Below are 14,521 nucleotides of genomic sequence, written 5' to 3' on the forward strand. Positions count from 1 at the left end.
TGGAAAATCAAATAATCACTATAAAGATCAAGCATATCCATTTAATTCCCTCCCTAAAATTAAGGGCGGAATTCTAATGCTTTTTAGTCAAACTACAAGTTTATGTGCGTAACATGAGTAATTTATCCAGTTCGGTAACATCCTCAGCGCGATGGAGCAGATATTTAACATTATTGGCTACATCAAAGATCGGAAAGGTTAACGGACTCCAATAACGTGCTTCAAACTCTCCATCCGGGCGGCGCATATCATAGCGTTGAATCGGCATCAAATGGGATGTTTTATATTTTAAAATTATTTGAGCAGAGCGCAAAAAGTTGCCCTGGGTATCTGCAGAGCCGGGGTCATGCGGATTATTAGGAAAGACATCAAAAACATAACGGCCAATCACCGCTTCTCGTTTGACCATTGTCGCTTTTAAGTAAGCATCACTAGCATCTAAAATTTTTAAATCAGGACTAAGTATAAGATACAGATCGGGCGCTGCTCTCATAAGGGCCTGATAATCAACACGCTCTACCATAGCTCGTCCTTAGCTATTGATTAAAAATTATGTGTGTATATACCACAGGAAGACATTCTATTTTGAATACTCTTACTTTAAGATTAGTATGATAAATTCCTGACGTCAAAAATAGGCAAAAAGAATAGTAAAAAACCAGAATGCGATAATGGCAACCATTAATCCTGAGTTTTATAAACAAGCACAAACCAAGCATTCCTTCGATGCAATCCTAGAGCTCAATGGTGCAATCGCTACGGAAAATAGAATGAATGGCGTTAATGAACTTAACAGGGGCGGAGACGGCCTTTTTTTATTAACGGGAATTAGAGAAAATTATAAGAGCGAAACCTCAGCTATCCTTTGCTGCAACACTAACCTGGCGCCCAGGTCCCAACTCGATATGGATTAATCGGAGGGGTAGACTTTAGCTTTGGTTAAGCGGTTGGGCTAGACTGACCTATACCGAGCTAAAAGAAGCAAACCCAAACACGGTTTGCATTCTAAGCGGTTTAATTAACGCGAAAACTGTTATCCCTAGAATCATCCTTTTTAAGGTCTTCCAATTTCTCTTTAATGGTGGCCACGTTTTCTTTAAATAGGCCCAAATTTTCATTATATTTCGAGGCCAGCTTTTCTTGTGGTGAAGGCTCTTTTCCAAGAATTTTATTAATGAGCGAAATAAAGCTCTTATATAAACTCATAAAAAAACCATCCGCACTTTTGGTCAGTATTTTATACGCACCCCGATTTTCTTGCTCCAAGGCAATTAAGCGGTTTATGGGGCTCTCTTTGCGGATTAGGATTTTTTGGAGGTTATCCAAAGTTTCTATTTTTTTATCTTTAACAGCAGAAGCAGGACTTGCTACCACACAGGCTTTCATTGCAGCTAGTAAATTATATAATTCAATTAATTGATCATGCTGTACTAAAGAAGCATTTAATTTCTCTGCTGCCAATTGTTTTTCTTTTAAAACTGCCAATGAATCATTAGCAAAGGCGCTTTCACGTAATTGATCGCGCATCGTCGTTAAAAGATCTAGCTTTTCTTTATGACAAGGATTGTTGTTAAGATCCACTTCGCTGTTTGCATTTAAGTTACGGACCTCATCAGCAATTAATTTATCAATGGCTTTTAAGGATGAATTAAGCTGCGTGCAGAGCTCATTAAGCGCTTGGTGTTTTGCAAAAACTTTGGGTATAAATTTCGCAAAAATCTCTTCTATTTTTGCGTCAGACATCCCAACCGCTATTTCGGCTTTAATTTCATTTTTATAATGCATTAAATCGGTCATAGCCGCACTCATAAAGCGCTCTTTAAAAGGACCTAGAGTAGCGTTAAGCTTTTCTTTTTCTTTTTTAATTTGCGCATTGAAGAAATAGTTTTTGAACGCATCCTTAATTAAATTATGCCCGGAGTTAAACAATACATTTTCTTGTGAGTGTTCGCGCAGCTTTTCCATAACCACACTAATACGGCTGGCGATATCCATATCATCGTTATAGAGAATTTGTTGGAGCTCATTGACTTGCTTTAACCGATCCGCTTTGATTGTGGCAGTACTTTCTTCTTTTTCAATAGTTTGTTTTAAGCTGTCAAGTAAGTCATTAATTTGAATGAGCGCATCATATTCATTAATCTGCTCCAAGCGGTCTTGGGCTTTTTTATGCTTATTGCTTACCCAATTACTATCTATCAAATGGATATCAGGCGCATCATGGATGAATTCCTGGAGTTTAAGCATCAGCGCAACCTTTTTGGCACGGCAAGGATTATCAGGGAGGGCTTGTTCTTGTTGGATAGCTTCCTTAAGTTGTTTAGAAAAAACATTTAGCTCCATAAATGCTGTTTTTAAAGCGCGTGCATTAAGTTCTATTTCACTGGTCAGCGCAGCTAACTCATTGATAATAACTTGTTCGCTATTTTCATTTTTAAGCGCTTTTTGAATAATACTGCTTTTATTATTCTCATAGACATGACTGACTTTGTTTAAAAACAAGGGCGTATAATCGCCTAACTGTTCTTTTAATTGCCCTTTAATGACATTAAGCTGACTATTATAGAGGATTAAACTAAGCTCTATTTTTGCCTGTTGCAGGTTCTTAGCAGGATTATCCGCATCCACTTGATTAGCATCTAAAGAAGCAAGAAGCCTAGTTAATTCGGTTAGTTTCTCAATCCGATCGGGAGTTTGCTCTTGGCCTTGTTCCTGACTAATCCGGACTCTAATTTGTGCGGCAAAGCGATTAAGTTTAACAAAATCCTCTCTTAGCACGTTGTTGCTTGCTAAAACTTCTGTATTGAGCCTATCTAGGCGCGCGGCAATTTCTCTACTTAAGTTTTTATCCAAGATCAGACCATTTAAAATGTCTGATTTTGCTGCATAATAAGCCGGAGCTATTTTTTTAAAGAAGAGTTCTTTATAAGAGCCTAGATCGTCGCCAACATTATTTTTAATAGTTTTCTCAATATAATTATTGAAAATCAATTCCTTAAATGATTCCGTATTATCTTTTAAAATGGTAGCAAGGGAGGCATCAATTGCTTGGCCAATGACCGACTCGATATCCTCATCAATACTCAGGTCTTGCAAAACTGCGGCTTTCATGCCTAAGAAGTCCGGTTTCACATGCTTTACAAAAAGAGCCGCCTGCTCATCACCTATGCTTAGAGCTAAAAAGCTTTCTACATTTGCTCCCACATAATTATCATAAACCTTTTGTTTAAACGCCTCTATTCTTTGGGGGCCAATTTCCTCAAGTTGCTGTTTAAGTAAACTATCAAAATAACCAACGCGTTCTTGAGCTAAGTTCACTTTATGCTGTTTGGTTTTCTTAATTCCCTCCACAAGCTCCTCTAGATGTGTTTGCTCACCAATGATCTGGGCTGCTGCACTGGCAAAATCCTCGGGGCTTTGTAATTCGCGCAGAAAATAGCGCATATCGTAACGGGGGTTAATGGTTACTAAATAGGGTTGTAACTCTTGATAAGCTTTGAGGAAGGCTTCTTGCGCGGGTTTCCCGGCAAAATCATCATCTAGAGCTAATTGAAAGATTTTTGTTAAGGGGCCAGTGGGTTTAAAAATACTAGCGCGTGCGCCAAAGACTTCATCTAAGGCCGTGGCTAATTGTTTTTCATCATGGGCATTACTGACCAAAAATTCTTGCGTAAATGCTGGATTAGCTTTTACTAAAAAAGGCTGCAAAAGTTTATAGAGCTCTAAGGCTTGCTCACGAAAATCGCTAAACTCAATGAATTCAAATTGATTGGGAGGATCATTAAAAGTGAGAAGCAACTCATTAAGTTGTTGGTAGGCTTTATAAATGCTGTGCTCTGATTTAAAATCATTAGCAAAAATGGCAGCCGCTGTCCTCTCCGACCGATTATCAGCCTCAGCAAGGCCCAACTGAGCCTTTTCTTTCGCTAAAAGTTTTTTCGTATGACTCACATCGATAATAAGTTCAAGGCCAGTTTGATCCTTTTCTAGAGGTAGGTTACTAATTAGGGACTCATAGAAACGGTCAAAATGCCCACGAACCACCGTAGAATAAGTTCCCGGTTTTAAGCCTAATTCAAACTCGGCTTTAGCGGCTGCAGCCATAAAAATATAGCCAAATTCAGAGCGGATTTCTTTTAGGTTGTCCATTACCAACTCTCGGCTTCCCGTACCAATTTCATTGAGTTTCTTTTGCAGTTTACTAGTAGCGGCTAAAATAGCGTCTATTGATTCTGGATTAAATGATAAACCATTCAAACGTTCAACAAAGGCATTAATCTGTTCTTCCTGCTGTTGAGAGCTAGGTGGCGCTAAAGGCTGGTCAGCATTTAAACGCTCCAAAGGTTGCGGTACCTTATAAAGCGCCTCGGCAATTAGCCGTACATAAGAAGGCTTCGGCGCTTTGTCAACCGAAACGGGTTTTTCTACTTCTACAGGCGGCCTGGGAAGGGAGGACAAACCTCGTCTAACAACCTCCTGTTGCTCCTTCCATAAGGTCAGCACGTCTTTTTCTACAACCGTAGGTGGTTGCGAGGATTGCAAATAATCACCAAGAAAAGGTAAATTCCTTATCGGCTCTAGTAAGGCATTACTTTCCTGCACAATAGCGTGTAAACCTGGATTTTTTGCCGCTTCATTTAAATAACGGCTGCTTTGGTTTATCGCCATGACTAAGGTTTTCATGGTACTGAAAACATAACGGGAACGAGTGAGAATGTTACCAGGATCATCGCGGTTAATTTGTTCTAACTCTTTTAACCCCTTATGAAGATGATAAAGAGAATTAATCAACTGTTTGTATAAGACGACTTCTGAACTATCTTGATGAAGATCAGTAAAGGGAAGTTTACTTAGTTCAAGCTTCCCATCGCTGAATAAGTCCTGCAATACCACTGGAGATAAGTTCTTTTTAAGATAATTTTGCAAATTACCGCTAATAAATTGTTCTACCGATTGCGATAAATTCAAATCATGCAGCATTGCAAATAGGGTTCGTCTTTCTAAATCAGCTTCTTTAACTGCTAAGGGTAGTTTATCGCGGGCCTGATTTTCTAAATTAAGTGCCTGTTGTTTATCTCGTTGAACCTGTTTTTGCAGTAAATCTAAATGGTCAGTTATTTTAGGAACTGCACTCATTAATTGCGACACGAGGAACCTTGAGGAACTCGCTGTCTTAGGAGCTAAGCTTTGAACCATCTGCAGATGAAGAGAGCCACTCTCAGCCATGGCGCTTAAAGGAACTTGCATTTTTTTATAAGCCTTACGTAAGGCTTCCTTATTCTCTTCCCCTAAAGATGCGATGTTAGTGTCCCGTTTTATCTTTTTTAAAAGACTTTGCAGTTCGAGCACCCCTTCCTTCGCTTTCTCTATTGCAATAATTTGCTGCTCTAGCTCTATAGCTTTTTGGTGATAGTGTTCCACTGAAGCATTAGCGACAACTAGCACCGGTTGCCAAGTAGGAATATCCGCCGTTAAACGAGTTTTAGGAGTACTGGTGGACGAGGGAGCCTGGGCATAAGTTATAGATTTTTCTATTAGTTTCGCTTTAAATTGCGCTTGCGCTAGGCTCTGCTCAATGCTCTCAACAACTTGAGCTTGGCAGTTTAATACTTCTGTGAAATGGTTAGAGCCCCATAATTGCTTATATTGTCCGCCCAATAAACGGGAAACTAGGGTAGTACCTGTGGGTATAGTCAGCGCATCCACAATGAGCTTATCAATCTCTGGCTTTACCGCCGCAAAATGGGGTTGGAATTTTTTATAATCGGCCATTAAGGCATCTTTTTCTTCTTGGCTTATGTTTGCAAGGCTTCGTTTACAGTAGGCTTGATAAATAGTGCCATAAGCATTTAAGCGCTCAAAAAAGCGTTGCGCTGCATCTCGCATTTCAGTATTGCTAAGCTCGATGCGTGCTGCGCTTAATCGAGCCTCTTGATGGGCGCGTCGAGCCTCGCTGAATCCTTCATCTTCCATTAACAAAAGATCAGGTTTAGGGCTTATTGCGTCGCTAGGTGATTCTCCAGCAGCCTCTGTAGAGGACGGTCTTAAAACGCCGGCAGTTTGGGCAGCAAGATGCACGGTGCTTGCTAACTGCGTATAGTATTTATTCATTTGTACCATAGCAGGAGTAGTAAGCACGCCTGCTTTTAATCCCATACTTTCTTCAATTTTTTCCAGCTCAGCCACGACCTGAGGAAGATAATGATGTTTCATCACCTCTAATTTTTTTGCGACTTCCAAATATGCGGGCTGGCTTACCGGGGCCGTCTGTAGGACCTTGCTGCTTTGTAAGGCAATTTCAGACATTATTTTGAAATAATCAATAAAAGTTGCGGTAGTAGCCAACAACCCTGTTTGGCTAGCCACCAAATCATCAAAATATTTTTTACTCTCTTGAGCCCTTTTAAGCATTGCCGCCTGGTATTCTTCCGCGCTAGAGGCAGATTGGCTAGGTTGACTGGTAGCCGCTTTGGCAAGAATTTTTTGTAATTCCTCAAAGTAATTCGGAAGAGTAGTTACCCAACGGCTTAGGGCCTCTTTACCCTGCTCTTCAGCCAGCTTTTGCTTGGGTAAGTCCTTTACAACTTCTGCTAAAAATTCACCCGCACTTTCCGCAGGAAAAGAGGGGGTAAACGTTTCTAATTGACTTTGAGCCAGGGCCAAACGGGGCATAAGCGCTTGCAGATGGGGGCCAACTATATTCTGAATGTCTGCATTAGCATGATTTAATAACTGCAAGGCTGCATAAACTTCATGAATTTTTTTGTAGTAGATTTGCGCAGCTTGCGCCATTATCTCCACCGTCTTAGCGGCCTCACTTAAACCTACCCATTTGGCTGCATTAAAAAGTAATCCGCCGCGTTCGGGATCAATATTCAAATTTTCAATATCACGCAAAGCCTGCTCAGCATCATCAAAACTATTAAGTATTTTTTTTAAAACCGCCACTTGGGAGGGATCGTGGGCTGAAATAGCAAAGGGCTTTGTATCTTCTTTAACAAAATAGGCGGCCAGTTCTTCAGAAAAATAAGCATCCTGCTTACCTGCGGCGGCAGTGCCGGTGATGGATTTTAATAAGGCCTCTTTCGCTGTTTTAAGCGTATCAGCGAGCTTTAAGTCTTCTTTTAAATAAATGACATAGGATTCAATCGTTCTTCGCATAAATAAACTTATTAGAGACGTTCTACTTAGAATATAGTATATATAAGTTCTATTATGGAAAAATTAAGAACACAAAGTTTTTTAGGGGTGTTATTTGTTAAAATTAACCGCTTTATTAAAAAACAGCACTAAATCTTTAAAATGAAGTGCTTTAGCAAAATACCAGCCCTGCGCCATATCGCAACCCATCTTCATCAGTAGTTCTAGTTGCCTGTTATTTTCTATGCCTTCGGCAATGACGGAAAGCCTTAAGTTTTTAGCCATACTGACCATACCATGGACTAAATTCAAATCATTTTCATTGCTATCAATCCCTTGAATAAAAACCCGGTCAATTTTTAGACTTTTAAACGGATAGGAACGCAGATAGTTAAGTGATGAATAGCCCATGCCAAAATCATCCAAAGAACATTCAATTCCCATTTGGTTCAGGCGATTAAGCCGCTCTAAAATAAGAAGGGAATCATCAATAAACGCCGACTCCGTTATTTCAAAAATTAAAGCTTCTGGGTGTACTTCTCTTTGCTTTAAAATGGCTTGAACCTGCTCAATAAAATCGTCTTGCTTTAATTGTATGATAGAAATATTGACCGCAATTTTTATTTGCTCAGGCCTTATTCGTTGCCATTTTTTTAAATCAGCACAGACTTTGCTTAACACCCAATAACCTAAAGGCACAATTAAACCGGTTTCTTCCGCAAGCGAGATTATTTGCTCAGGACTTACTATACCCAAAGTGCTGCTGTGCCAACGCAATAAGGCTTCTACAGAAAATACCTTTTGCTCAACCATGTCAATTATTGGTTGATAATAGAGCTCTAATTCATCACGATTAAGGACTTGATAAAGTTCGGTCTTAATACGCATACGATGGGATGCGGCGTCCATCATATTATTAATAAAGACTGTCCAATTATTTCTGCCCCGCATTTTACTTTGATACATCGCTGCATCCGCATGACACATCAAAGTTTTAGCATCATCACCATGCTCAGGATATAAGGCAATCCCAATGCTTGAAGAAATAAAAAACTCCTCTTCTTCTAATTTAAATGGGCGTAAACATTGTTCTTGGCATTTTTGCGCTAGTTCCTCCGGATAGGTTTGCTCCACAAACTCGCCCAAAATGATCATAAACTCATCACCACCTAAACGAACCAAGGTATCAACCGGTCGCATTAAGGTTAAATAGCGTTTAGCTAAAATTTTTAATAATAAATCGCCGACAATATGCCCCATTGCGTCATTAATTTGTTTAAATTCATCTAAATCTAAAAACAAAATGGCAAGTTTCTTGTCCTGGGCTTGGGCACTCCCTATCGCCTGCTCTAATTGGGCAAAACCATGAAATCGGTTGGGTAGATCCGTGAGGCTATCATAGCGTGCCTGATGACGGAGTAAGGCTTCATAATCACGTTTTTGCCGCTCTATATCCTTGTTTAAAGAGCGTTTATAAAACGCTTTTACTATGATCAAATTAACCAGAGTAAATAAGTCTTTAAAAAATGGGGTGTGTAATTTATGGATTAAATCCTCGTTCTCAAACCAAAAACTAATCCCTAGTAAAGACTGCGAGGTCCTTTCCAAATAGACATCGATGGGAACTAACTCAGGATTGAGTGAATGGGGTGCTGCCCTAGCATGCAGAAAAGTTGCGCTATTATCTTCGTAGCAAATTCGACTACTTAAATGTTTTTTTAAATTATCGTCTATATGTTGGGAGGCTATAAAACTAAAATTATTTTTTTTATCCACCTGCCATAAAGCCATTTTTTTATTTTTCAAGAGCCCATGTTGATTTAATAAAAAAAATAGCTTGTTCTTTAAAAGGGCTTCATCAGGCTCCTGGCGACTGAGCTCTAAGAAAGCACGAAGTAGATCTTGCTCACTTAGATGTTTATTAAGCTCCTCTACTCGCAAAGAGCTTAAATTTAACGGGGCAGTAATTTTGGTTTTCTTATCTAACATAAATTATATAGCTCTACGAATACAGCGAAGACGAGATGCTAAATTCATATACTATCCTCTCAATAGGTCAAATACTTACAGGAAATACAATTAAATACTTTTTAAGCCTGATACCTCGATATCCATGTTGTAGATAAAATGCTTAATAATTTGCTCAGCCTGCTGACTCGTTAAGGGCTTGGTAATCGCCCCCTCCATGCAGTATTGGCCACAATCATATTTCACTACTTCAGCCTCGTAACCTGTTAAAGCAATTATTGGTACATGGTGAGCGGTATCCTTTTCTTTATTTCTTAAGTTTTTTGCCACCACATAACCGGAAGTATCCTCTAAACCGATATCCATCAACACTAAGTCATATTTGCCAGGATTGAATAATTGCAAGGCCTTATCTCCTGTATCGGCAATATCTACCTGACAGTTTAGCGCTGTTAACAAAGCACGCTCAACATTTTGCGCAATTAGGTTATCTTCGATCATTAAAACCTTGGGCAGGCGGTGGTTTTTGATGGGGGTTTCAGCCGTTTGCACCTTCTTGTTTGACTCATAACGCTTTAGTTTTTCTTCTGCCTGTTTTAACTCTGTATTGTTAGTTAAAACAACAACAAGGCCGATTATTCGCCGTTGTTCATCATACATAGGAACGCGATTTATTTTAAAATAAAGGGTTTTATTAGCGAGAGTGAATTGTTCTTCCACATGGTATTGCGCATTTCCCGAAAAAACTACATTCATATCATCTAGTTTTAAAGTATCAATACGGCCTTCAGGCCAATGGGCGTGGTTTCTCAGCAAATCGTAGGGAGTACCTTTTAAATCGCCCGGGTTTTTAAGGCCAAGCAAGTCTAAAAAATGAAGATTACATCCGCTTAAATTACAATTTTCATCAGTCCAATAGACCGCATCAGGAATGCTATTAATAATATCCATGTAGTGTTGATGAATCACACCTGGTTTATCAAACCCCGCTCTTTGGTGCGATGACATGACCGTCTCCCTTCTGCATCATTTTTAAAAAATTATAGTACATCTAGCGCTCATTTGTTAAAAAAACGCAAAGTCAGCGAGGCAGTAGGATTATTTTTCTTGCCTTAAAGCGAATCACCTTTGATAATAAAATAAAAAAAAGAGAGTCAATTCTAAAAAGGATTCATCTTGTTAAAAAAATTAATTGCCCTGCTGAGTGCACTACTCCTTTCTTTATTTGCAGATGCTTTCGCCCACCCGGGAGCTTTATTTAAAATAAAGTCCACGGGGACGTCTTTGGGACAAGCCATAAGTATAAATTTATGCCTGAACGTCAAAGGGCAAAGACCTTTAAGTTGTCAGCGCTATGTAATTCGTACTACCCAACTTGAACTTTGGACCACGGCTCCTAATCATACTTATCAATATGCGGGTATCAAGATCAACACCCCCGGCTATTACTACACCCCCCTAGGTGGGATTCGGAAAAACTTAGCGCATTCGGGTTTAGGGGCCAGCAGGGGTTATACCTATATTGGGCAAGTAAGCAACCGTGCATCTACCAAGGGGAAGGTTACCCCAACCAAAATTGGCTCTTTTACTGTGGGGGGGACTTTATCGGGCCTATCAGGGGGGACGGTTAGCTTAGTCAATAATAGTACCAATGCTCTTTCATTAACAGCCAACCAATCATTCACCTTTTCAACCGCACTTGCCAATGGAAGCCGCTATGACGTATCAGTTCGCTCTCAACCAGTAGGTCAAACCTGTGGGGTTAAAAATGGGACTGGCATAATCCATGGCGCTAATGTGAGCAATGTAAGCGTAAGCTGTTTGCCCAATACCACCTTAACAGTGGCATCTTCAGCAATAATTCCAGTTAATGGTGCCCCCGGACCTCTTCAGGTGACTAACATGGGCACGTATACAGCCTATAAGGTCCATGCTTTACTGCCAGATAATTGGAAAGGAGTAGTGCAAGACTCAAGCGATTGTGCAGTTATTGGCCCTAATGGAGGGACCTGCACCTTGACTTTCACCTCGAATAAACCCTATGTGGCCCAGCAAAACATAGTGGTTTCCGGAGATAATATTGATTTACCACCCAAAACTACCCTTGCCTTCTCCATGTTCGATTATTTAGTTTGGGCGGTATCAGGTGTGTCTCCTAATGCCCAAGCTCTGGTCTTGGCCACTAACAATGCAACTACAAATCTTGGTGTACTTTGGGATAGTAGTGCCGCCTGCACGGGGATGCCTCAGAATTGCGCACCAACCACTGCCACCTCGCTTTATGATGGTTCTTACTTAAACAGCAGCGGAAACACCTATCAAATTATTACCGAGCTTGGGACACAAGCGGCCACGAATTTTAATGCCGCCTCGCTTTGCTACACTATAAGCTCCGATAACAGCGGTTCTGGTTTAGTCTTAGGAACCTGGTTCTTGCCCTCAATTTGTCAATTGGGTTCTTATAACCCCAATGTTGGCGGTATGGATGCAGGTTGCCTTCCTAATACCCCCAGTATTCAAAGCAATCTTTTTGATTTAGGTTTTGTCCAGGAGATGGTCATTTTTACTCCTTATTGGAGCTCGACTGACAATCTGCTCTCACCGAATACCGCCTGGTATCAGGGATTTAATGGCCTGGGGGATAACTCGCAATTTATAGGTTTAAAGCAGTTTAACCTGGCCGTGCGCTGCGTGAGAGCATTTACCTATTAAATAATTGGCGGCAGACTATTTTGGCTCAACGAAGCAAAGGGAATAAGGATATGACGATGGATCATAGGTATTTAAAAAAAAGCATTATTGCTGGAATAGTAGCAGCAGGAACCATCGGTTTCGCACAAGCGAATACAACGTTAGCTGTTCTACCAACCGCCATTATTCCCGTTAACAACGGCAGTGGCTTAATCACTGTGACCAACACGGGCACGAGCGAAACGGCAACTAATGTCCATGCTCTAATTCCGGGCCAGTGGAGTGATGTCGTACAGGATTCTAGCAATTGTGCGGCCATAGCACCGAATGGCGGAACCTGTACTTTAACATTCACCTCAAACAAGCCTTATGTAGCAGAAGAGAATATTATTATTACCGGTGATAACATCAACTCCCCACCCTCAGTCGCTATCGCGTTTACGGCAAGCAATTACCTAATTTGGGCGGTCAACTCTACAACCGAAGTCAGTGTGATTGATACCTACGATTTGACAACGTCACAATGGGGCGAATTTGGAGGAGCTAATGCGCAGAGCTTGACCAATGGTGCCCAAAATACAACTAATGCAGTGACTACCCATGGTATAGGGAATAGTGCGGCTCTCATCTGCTATAATAATACATCTGGAAATGCCGCACTGGGAAGCTGGTATTTACCTGCTATCTGTGAGCTTGGCACCGCAGGCCTAAATCCGCATTGTGATCCTGACTTCCCTAATATATATGCCAACTTAATTCAGCATGGTTTTGAGGTACTTGATGGTTTTTACTGGAGTTCAAGTGAATATCGCTTCAACCCAACCTATTCTGCCTGGGTGCAGTTTGTCAAAAGGGATCATACCAGCGCGCCGTTCAATAATAATAAACTCGTCCCCTATAAAGTTCGCTGTGTTCGAAAATTAAGTCTTTGATTAGCTTGATTTTTTATCCCCAAACATACTGCCTTGAATCAGCTATTCCTGAGTCAATACTCGATTAGTTCAGAAGGAGCTTTTAACTTCAGGCTAATCCAGTTAACATAAAACTTTCTTCTTGTTTAACATTTGCTATGCGAACGATTAGTTTTATTGACAAAGTAATTAATGAAGTGGACACGGCCCTGCGTACTATAAGCCCTCCACGCCACAGGACAACACCACGACATTCGCCCGCCGCAGCGCTTGCAGAACCAATGCTAAGCGCCGACCAAAAAAAACACAGTGCCGGCTTAATGCGCGTCAATCACGCCGGTGAGGTTTGTGCTCAAGCTTTATACCAGGGGCAGGCCTTAACCGCGCAATTAACCCACATAAAAAAACAAATGACTGAAGCGGCTATTGAAGAAACCGACCACCTCGCTTGGTGTGAGCAGCGTTTATATGAATTAGGCAGCACACCTAGTCAATTAAACCTTATTTGGTATTGCGGATCCATTTTGCTCGGCGCACTAGCCGGTTTAGCAGGCGATAAAATAAGCCTAGGCTTTGTCGCCGAAACGGAGCAGCAAGTATGCGCCCACCTGCAGGAACATTTGCAAAAACTGCCTGTTGAAGATAAAAAAACCAAAATAATTTTAGAACAAATGCAGGAGGATGAGGAGCATCATGCCCATATGGCTCTTGAGGCAGGAGGAATTGAACTTCCTTTTTTAGTAAAGCAATTAATGACCCTGGCGTCTAAACTAATGACTAAAAGCAGCTATTATATCTAAACTAAGGAATAATACTCATGGACCAACATACCGTCTTTATTTTGTTTGTCCTTTTGGTCGCTTTTCTTTTCGATTTTATCAATGGCTTTCATGATGCCGCTAATTCGATTGCCACTATAGTGGCAACGCGGGTTTTGTCACCCCGCCAAGCAGTTCTATGGGCGGCTTTTTTTAATTTCATCGCCTTTTTGATCTTTAATTTAATGGTCGCCAAAACTATAGGCAGTGGGCTAATCGATACCTCTTTAATAAATCCTCCCTTCATCTTAGCTGCCTTGTTAGGTGCTATTTTTTGGAATCTAGTGACTTGGTATTATGGAATCCCATCCAGTTCATCGCACGCTTTGATAGGGGGCTTAGCAGGAGCTGCGGTAGCTAAAAGTGGTTTTGCCGCCCTTAATTTAATGGGGTTTTTGAAGGTTGGAGCAGGTATTGTACTCTCGCCGCTGATAGGGTTGTTAATTGGCTTAGTATTTTCGCATTTAATTAATAAGCTCCAAGCCCGCTTCGGCAGGCAAGGTTTAAATAACTATTTTAAAGGCCTCCAACTCATCTCCTCAGCCCTGCTAAGTCTTACTCATGGAGGGAATGATGCCCAGAAGACCATGGGGATTATCGCAGTGCTTCTATTTTCAGTTGCCTGGATTGAGGGGCCTTTTCATATCCCTTTTTGGGTAGTGGTTTCTTGTCACGCAGTAATTAGCTTGGGCACCCTTTTAGGGGGGTGGCGGATTGTAAATACGATGGGAAAAAAAATTACCGCATTAAACCCAATGAAGGGTTGTGCTGCCGAAACTGGCGCGGCCTTTACCATTTTTTTAGCGACAGAACTAGGGATTCCAGTATCAACTACCCATACCGTAACAGGTGCGATTACTGGCTCGGGGCTAATGAGTGGCGTAAAACGAGTACATTGGAAAGTATTAAAACGCATTTTTCTTTCTTGGCTGCTGACCATTCCTGCAGCAGCTTTAGTATCTGCAGCAATTATACTAACCAGTTCTCACTAAA

At 40.9% G+C, this 14,521-nt stretch carries 9 protein-coding genes; 5 read left to right on the top strand and 4 right to left on the bottom strand.

What is annotated here, in order from left to right:
* Positions 1-100: 100 nt before the first annotated feature.
* Complete coding sequence (locus ELY15_RS04230) at positions 101-523, bottom strand: PAS domain-containing protein (protein ID WP_127098410.1); 423 nt, start codon at positions 521-523, stop codon at positions 101-103.
* A gap of 148 nt (positions 524-671) precedes the next feature.
* Between ELY15_RS04230 and ELY15_RS04235 the strand changes: the two genes are divergently transcribed.
* The gene (locus tag ELY15_RS04235; RefSeq protein ID WP_127098411.1) at positions 672-914 is read left to right on the top strand and encodes a hypothetical protein; all 243 of its coding nucleotides are present in this window, start codon (positions 672-674) and stop codon (positions 912-914) included.
* Positions 915-1,014: 100 nt separating this feature from the next.
* On the opposite strand, the gene ELY15_RS04240 is transcribed toward ELY15_RS04235, so the two are convergent.
* From ELY15_RS04240 to ELY15_RS04250, 3 genes are all read right to left on the bottom strand, one after another.
* On the bottom strand, positions 1,015-7,161 hold the full coding sequence (locus tag ELY15_RS04240) for a hypothetical protein (RefSeq protein WP_127098412.1): 6,147 nt from the start codon (positions 7,159-7,161) through the stop codon (positions 1,015-1,017).
* 90 nt (positions 7,162-7,251) lie between these two features.
* The gene (locus ELY15_RS04245) at positions 7,252-9,129 is read right to left on the bottom strand and encodes a bifunctional diguanylate cyclase/phosphodiesterase (RefSeq protein WP_127098413.1); all 1,878 of its coding nucleotides are present in this window, start codon (positions 9,127-9,129) and stop codon (positions 7,252-7,254) included.
* Positions 9,130-9,219: 90 nt separating this feature from the next.
* Positions 9,220-10,116, bottom strand: coding sequence for a response regulator (locus ELY15_RS04250; protein WP_127098414.1), 897 nt, complete (start codon positions 10,114-10,116; stop codon positions 9,220-9,222).
* Between the two features lie 168 nt (positions 10,117-10,284).
* On the opposite strand from ELY15_RS04250, the gene ELY15_RS04255 reads away from it, so the two are divergent.
* From ELY15_RS04255 to ELY15_RS04270, 4 genes are all read left to right on the top strand, one after another.
* Positions 10,285-11,820 (top strand): DUF1566 domain-containing protein, encoded by a 1,536-nt coding sequence (locus tag ELY15_RS04255; RefSeq protein ID WP_127098415.1) that lies wholly within the window; start codon positions 10,285-10,287, stop codon positions 11,818-11,820.
* A gap of 56 nt (positions 11,821-11,876) precedes the next feature.
* A complete protein-coding gene (locus tag ELY15_RS04260) occupies positions 11,877-12,731 on the top strand; it encodes a DUF1566 domain-containing protein (protein ID WP_127098416.1) in 855 nt (284 codons plus the stop codon).
* Positions 12,732-12,868: 137 nt separating this feature from the next.
* Entirely contained in the window at positions 12,869-13,510 is a 642-nt protein-coding gene (gene coq7 / locus ELY15_RS04265; RefSeq protein WP_127098417.1) for a 2-polyprenyl-3-methyl-6-methoxy-1,4-benzoquinone monooxygenase, read from the top strand.
* Between the two features lie 17 nt (positions 13,511-13,527).
* Positions 13,528-14,520 (top strand): inorganic phosphate transporter, encoded by a 993-nt coding sequence (locus ELY15_RS04270; protein ID WP_127098418.1) that lies wholly within the window; start codon positions 13,528-13,530, stop codon positions 14,518-14,520.
* Position 14,521 lies beyond the last annotated feature (1 nt).

Source organism: Legionella sp. km772, assembly GCF_003989735.1.
Lineage (GTDB): Bacteria > Pseudomonadota > Gammaproteobacteria > Legionellales > Legionellaceae > Legionella.

Coding starts and splice junctions, on each gene's coding strand:
- coq7 (WP_127098417.1), top strand. CDS start 12,869: ATGCGAACGATTAGTTTTATTGACAAAGTAATTAATGAAGTGGACACG.
- ELY15_RS04230 (WP_127098410.1), bottom strand. CDS start 523: ATGGTAGAGCGTGTTGATTATCAGGCCCTTATGAGAGCAGCGCCCGAT.
- ELY15_RS04260 (WP_127098416.1), top strand. CDS start 11,877: ATGGATCATAGGTATTTAAAAAAAAGCATTATTGCTGGAATAGTAGCA.
- ELY15_RS04240 (WP_127098412.1), bottom strand. CDS start 7,161: ATGCGAAGAACGATTGAATCCTATGTCATTTATTTAAAAGAAGACTTA.
- ELY15_RS04245 (WP_127098413.1), bottom strand. CDS start 9,129: ATGTTAGATAAGAAAACCAAAATTACTGCCCCGTTAAATTTAAGCTCT.
- ELY15_RS04235 (WP_127098411.1), top strand. CDS start 672: ATGGCAACCATTAATCCTGAGTTTTATAAACAAGCACAAACCAAGCAT.
- ELY15_RS04270 (WP_127098418.1), top strand. CDS start 13,528: ATGGACCAACATACCGTCTTTATTTTGTTTGTCCTTTTGGTCGCTTTT.
- ELY15_RS04250 (WP_127098414.1), bottom strand. CDS start 10,116: ATGTCATCGCACCAAAGAGCGGGGTTTGATAAACCAGGTGTGATTCAT.